A 4,636-nucleotide genomic window follows, 5' to 3' on the forward strand; every position below is an offset into this window, starting at 1 on the left:
GGAGGCTCTTCCGATCTGCTGTCGTCCGACCGGACGACAGCCCCGCACAGTCGTTTTCGGCAGGGTTGCGGGGTAGCGCCACCGGCACCGGATCACGCACGGTAGGATGCTCGAAGTTGTTGCTGGGGAATCTTTTTCGCACCGACAACGAACGAGGGACGAACTGACTGGGGGGATCCAGTCGGACAAGCCGCCGGCCCGTGGTCGGCCGACACGACAAGGAAGTGCCATGCTCGCTGATATCGCCGATGCCACCACCCCCGACGCCGGAACCGGATCCGACGCCGGAGCAGTCCTTGGTCTTGTGATGAAGTCGGTGGGCTACATCTTCACCATTGCGACGAATGCCGGCGGCGCCGGACTCTCCTGATCAACCAGTCGAGGCCGGGACGCGACCTGCGCGTCCCAGCCTCGATGCGTTCCGGGACTACTGCGACGCCCCGAAACGAACAGCGGCCCGCCACCTCCACGAGGTGACGGGCCGCTGTCGTGCGTCGAACGGGTTACTTGGCCGCGTAGACCGTGGTGCCGGGCTCGGCCATCAGGGTCTGACCCAGGCCGATACCCGCGGCAATCAGCGTCGGGCCACCGACAGCAATGGTTCCCACGATTGCACCGACCGGCGCCATCGCAGCACAGCCGGCAACAATGCCAGCCGGCAATCCGACGATGCAACCGATGATGGTGCCAATGAGGCCGCCGGAAGCGGTGGCGACAGCAAGCTGCGAGGTGAAGGTCTGCTGCGCCTTCAGGTTCTCGTCGGGCGAGGCGATGTCCTTGATAGCGAGGCCGGCGCCGTTGATCGGCTGCGCGGTCGCGTTGCCGGAGATGGACTTGGCCTTGCCGAGGTCGAAGACCGGGGTCAGGGTGACGGTCTTGCCGTCCTCGCTGATCTTCTGGTCCATCGGGAACTGGAGGGTGTTGAGCTGGAAGGCGAGCGGGAGGCTGACCACGGCGTTGCCGTTGCCGTCCTGCAGCTCGATGTTCTTGCCGTCACCGGAAACCTTGAAGGCGCCGGCGTCGATGGTGGTGACCACGGACGTGCCCTCGACCTTCGAGTTCCAGTCGATGGTCTCGGGCGCCGGGTTGGCGTGCGAGGTGCCCGCGCCGATCCCGAGTGCGGCAACCGCCAGCATCGAGGTGACGGCAAACTTCCTGAGCTTCATTCGATGAATCCCCTCCAGTGAATCTCGCAGCACGAGTGAATCCCGCAGCGCGAGCCAAGACACATAATCACGCAGACCCTAGTCTGTGAACCCACTGAGAACAATGTCCCTGAGCACGGGTAAGGACACCCTCATAGTCGCAGGCTAAGTTACTGGTCAGTTGCCTAAGTTAGGCTCACCTGCACTGAACGCCCGATAGGCCAGGATTTACGGTGAGCGGAAGAACTACTGCGTGACCGGAGCAACACCGGCGCACGCAGCATCTGATGCCACGTTGAAACGCGACGCTACCGGCGGGTAACTTACGGTGACTTACCCTTGTTGCCGTTGCCGTTGCCGTTGAAGAAGGAAAGGCCGTGACATGAACGCCCTGACGATCACGTTGGGCACGATCGGCGTACTGCTCAGTCTCGTGTGTTGGGCCTCGTTCTTGAGCGGGGCCTGGACCATGGGCAAGACAGTCATGATCGGGCAATCTGCTCCCGACCGCTGGCACCCGTTCTTCCCCCGGTTCAAGCAAATGATCGTCGAGTTCATCGCGCACACCCGGATGGCGAAGTTCCGCACCGTCGGCTGGGCGCACTGGCTCGTCATGATCGGCTTCCTCGGCGGCTTCCTGCTGTGGTTCGAGGCGTACGGCCAGACGTTCAACCCCGAGTTCCACTGGCCACTGTTCGGCAACACCTGGGTCTGGCACCTGTGGGACGAGATCCTCGGCATCGGCACCGTCGTCGGCATCGTGACGCTGATCGTCCTGCGGCAGCTGAACCACCCGCGCGTCCCCGAGCGGCTCTCCCGCTTCAGCGGCTCGAAGTTCGGCCCGGCCTACTTCGTCGAGATCGTCGTGCTCGTCGAGGGCCTCGGCATGATCTTCGTGAAGGCCGGCCGCATCGCCATGACCGGTCACTCGAACCCGTGGACCGACTTCTTCACGATGAACGTCGCGAAGCTGCTGCCCGCCAGCGCCGTCATGGTCTCCGTCTTTGCGTTCATCAAGCTGATGTCCGGCATGATCTGGCTGTTCGTCGTCGGCCGCAACATCACCTGGGGCGTCGCGTGGCACCGCTTCTCCGCGTTCCCGAACATCTACTTCAAGCGTGAGGACGACGGCGGCGTCGCCCTCGGCGCGGCCAAGCCCATGATGAGCAAGGGCAAGGCGCTCAACATGGAGAACGTCGACCCCGACACCGACACCCTCGGCGCCGGACGCATCGAGGACTTCTCCTGGAAGGGCTGGCTGGACTTCACCACGTGCACCGAGTGCGGTCGCTGCCAGTCGCAGTGCCCGGCCTGGAACACCGGTAAGCCGCTGAGCCCGAAGCTGCTCATCATGTCGCTGCGCGACCACGGCTACACCAAGGCGCCGTACCTGCTGGCCGGTGGCCGCAAGGACATGGGCGGCGACGAGGTCGGTCTGGTCGACGCCGAGGGCAACGTCAACGAGGCCGCCCTCGCGAAGATCCCCGAGGCCGCCCGACTCGAGGCCGAGCGCAAGCTGGTCGGCGAGACCGCCGAACTGGTCGCCGCCGGCGAGCAGGCCCCGGTCATCGACCTCGAGACCCTGTGGTCGTGCACCAACTGCGGCGCCTGCGTCGAGCAGTGCCCCGTCGACATCGAGCACGTCGACCACATCATCGACATGCGCCGCTACCAGGTGTTGATCGAGTCGGAGTTCCCGTCCGAGCTGGCCGGCCTGTTCAAGAACCTCGAGAACAAGGGCAACCCCTGGGGCCAGAACTCCAAGGACCGTCTCAACTGGATCAACGAGATGGACTTCGAGATCCCGGTGTTCGGCAAGGACGCCGAGACCTTCGAGGACTACGAGTACCTGTTCTGGGTCGGCTGCGCCGGCGCCTACGAGGACCGCGCCAAGAAGACCACCAAGGCCGTCGCCGAACTGCTCGCCACCGCGGGCGTGAAGTTCATGGTCCTGGGCGCCGAGGAGACCTGCACCGGCGACTCCGCTCGCCGCGCCGGTAACGAGTTCCTCTTCCAGCAGCTCGCCATGCAGAACATCGAGGTCCTCGACAACCTCTTCGAGGGCATCGAGGAATCGAAGCGCAAGATCGTCGTCACCTGTGCGCACTGCTTCAACGCGCTCGGCAACGAGTACCCGGAGGTCGGCGGCCGCTACGAGGTCGTCCACCACACCCAGCTGCTCAACCGCCTCGTGCGGGCCAAGAAGCTGATCCCGGTCGCGTCCGTGCAGGAGGACGTCACCTACCACGATCCCTGCTTCCTCGGCCGCCACAACAAGGTGTACGACGCGCCGCGTGAGCTGATGGCCGCGACCGGCTCCACCCTCAAGGAGATGCCGCGGCACGGCGAACGGTCCATGTGCTGTGGCGCCGGTGGTGCCCGCATGTGGATGGAGGAGCAGCTCGGCAAGCGGATCAACATCGACCGCGTCGACGAGGCCCTCTCCACCGATCCGAAGAAGATCGCGACCGGCTGCCCGTTCTGCCGCGTCATGCTCACCGACGGCGTCACCGCGCGCCAGGAGTCGGGCCAGGGCGAGGGCGTCGAGGTCGTCGACGTCGCGCAGATGATGCTCGAGTCGATCACCCGACTCGAGCCGGCGGCGCTGACCGAGAACCTGAAGGTCGTGCAGCGGCCGAAGGAGAAGGTCGCTGCCCAGGCCGCACCCGCCGCCCCGGAAGCACCGGTCGAGGCCGAGGCTCCGGCCGCTGCCGCTGCCGCGCCGGCGGCCCCGAAGGCCGGCGGACTGCAGATGAAGGGCGGGCTCAAGGCTCCCGGCGGCGCTCCGAAGGCCGGTGGGCTGCAGATGAAGGGCGGCCTGAAGGCTCCCGGTGGCGCTGCCGCCGCCGAGGCTCCGGCTCCGGCGGGTGCTCCGGCCGCGAAGGCGGGCGGCTTGCAGATGAAGGGCGGCCTCAAGGCTCCCGGTGCGAAGGCCGCCGCGCCTGCCGCGCCCGCTGCCGAGGCTCCGGCCGCGCCTACCGCTCCGACCGCCAAGCCGGGCGGACTGCAGATGAAGGGTGGTCTGAAGGCTCCCGGTGCGAAGGCCCCGGGTGCGAAGGCCGCGGCACCTGCCGCTCCCGCAGCCGAGTCCGCGGCCCCGGCTGCCGAGGCTCCGGCCGCTCCGGTCGCCAAGCCCGGCGGACTGCAGATGAAGGGCGGCCTCAAGGCTCCCGGCGCGAAGAAGGCCGCCGCTCCGGCTGCCCCCTCCGCTCCGGCGGCCGCCCCCGCCGAGACCGTTGCCGAGACCGTTGCCGAGGCTCCGGCCGCCCCCGTGGCCGAGGCTCCGGCACCGCCGCAGCCGAAGGCCGGCGGGCTCGGGTTCAAGGGTGGGGCGAAGGCCCCCGGCGCCCGCAAGGCCGCCGCCCCGGCTCCTGCGGCTGCCCCGGCTCCGGTCGAGGGCCGTGCCATTTTCGTACGGCAACCGGGTCAGCTCGTCGTCGGTCGCCTGTGACCAGGCCAGCAGGGCCTTGCCAAGTGCGCTCGCATGCAGG

At 67.3% G+C, this 4,636-nt stretch carries 3 protein-coding genes; 2 read left to right on the forward strand and 1 reads right to left on the reverse strand.

Annotated features, from left to right (window positions below):
- Positions 1-229: 229 nt before the first annotated feature.
- Positions 230-370 carry a hypothetical protein gene (locus ACWDU4_RS28175; protein ID WP_450117255.1) on the forward strand — a complete coding sequence of 47 codons (141 nt, stop codon included), beginning with the start codon at positions 230-232 and terminating at the stop codon, positions 368-370.
- Positions 371-503: 133 nt separating this feature from the next.
- Here ACWDU4_RS28175 and ACWDU4_RS28180 read toward each other — a convergent pair whose 3' ends face one another.
- Positions 504-1,166 (reverse strand): ammonium transporter, encoded by a 663-nt coding sequence (locus tag ACWDU4_RS28180; RefSeq protein WP_450117256.1) that lies wholly within the window; start codon positions 1,164-1,166, stop codon positions 504-506.
- Positions 1,167-1,527: 361 nt separating this feature from the next.
- Between ACWDU4_RS28180 and ACWDU4_RS28185 the strand changes: the two genes are divergently transcribed.
- Positions 1,528-4,596, forward strand: a complete 3,069-nt coding sequence (locus tag ACWDU4_RS28185) for a (Fe-S)-binding protein (protein WP_450117257.1) — start codon at positions 1,528-1,530, stop codon at positions 4,594-4,596.
- Positions 4,597-4,636 lie beyond the last annotated feature (40 nt).

The organism is Rhodococcus sp. NPDC003348, assembly GCF_053589375.1.

Coding starts and splice junctions, on each gene's coding strand:
- ACWDU4_RS28180 (WP_450117256.1), bottom strand. CDS start 1,166: ATGAAGCTCAGGAAGTTTGCCGTCACCTCGATGCTGGCGGTTGCCGCA.
- ACWDU4_RS28185 (WP_450117257.1), top strand. CDS start 1,528: ATGAACGCCCTGACGATCACGTTGGGCACGATCGGCGTACTGCTCAGT.
- ACWDU4_RS28175 (WP_450117255.1), top strand. CDS start 230: ATGCTCGCTGATATCGCCGATGCCACCACCCCCGACGCCGGAACCGGA.